We start from the raw sequence: 372 nt of genomic DNA, 5'->3' as shown, positions 1-372 counted from the left end.
AAAAATAGTCTTGTTTTTGTTCAATTTTTACGTGCACTAACGAAAATGATTCGTAGCTACGTTTTAAATCCTCTAATTGTTTTTTTACCTCATTTTTTAAATATCTAAAATTATAAACACCGGTCATTGGATCAATTAAAACTTGTTCTTGTATTTGATTTCTACGGTGTACGAATTTGTTAATATACTTCTGAAGTTCGATTCCAGCAACTGATTCACTAAGTACAGCATCAGGCATAAGAGCACTCATTGTCATTTGATCAGTCGTATTACATATACAAATTGTTGAAATATATCTTCTTTCACAAAAGTCCCTCAATTGATTGAATCTCTCTATATTAAATGTGTTTACTATTTCTTCAATAAAAATAA

Annotated in this window: 1 protein-coding gene; it reads right to left on the bottom strand. The window is 28.5% G+C overall.

Going from position 1 to position 372, the window contains the following annotated elements; genetic code table 11:
- Positions 1 to 319, bottom strand: a 319-nt coding sequence (locus tag CN514_RS25085) for a GGDEF domain-containing protein (RefSeq protein WP_141529548.1), incomplete at its 3' end; no start/stop codon positions are given.
- Positions 320 to 372 lie beyond the last annotated feature (53 nt).

This window comes from Bacillus sp. AFS001701, from assembly GCF_002559405.1.
Lineage (GTDB): Bacteria > Bacillota > Bacilli > Bacillales > Bacillaceae_G > Gottfriedia.
Note: the sequence above shows the minus strand (reverse complement) of the source record. Positions and strands in the feature narration are given on the sequence as shown.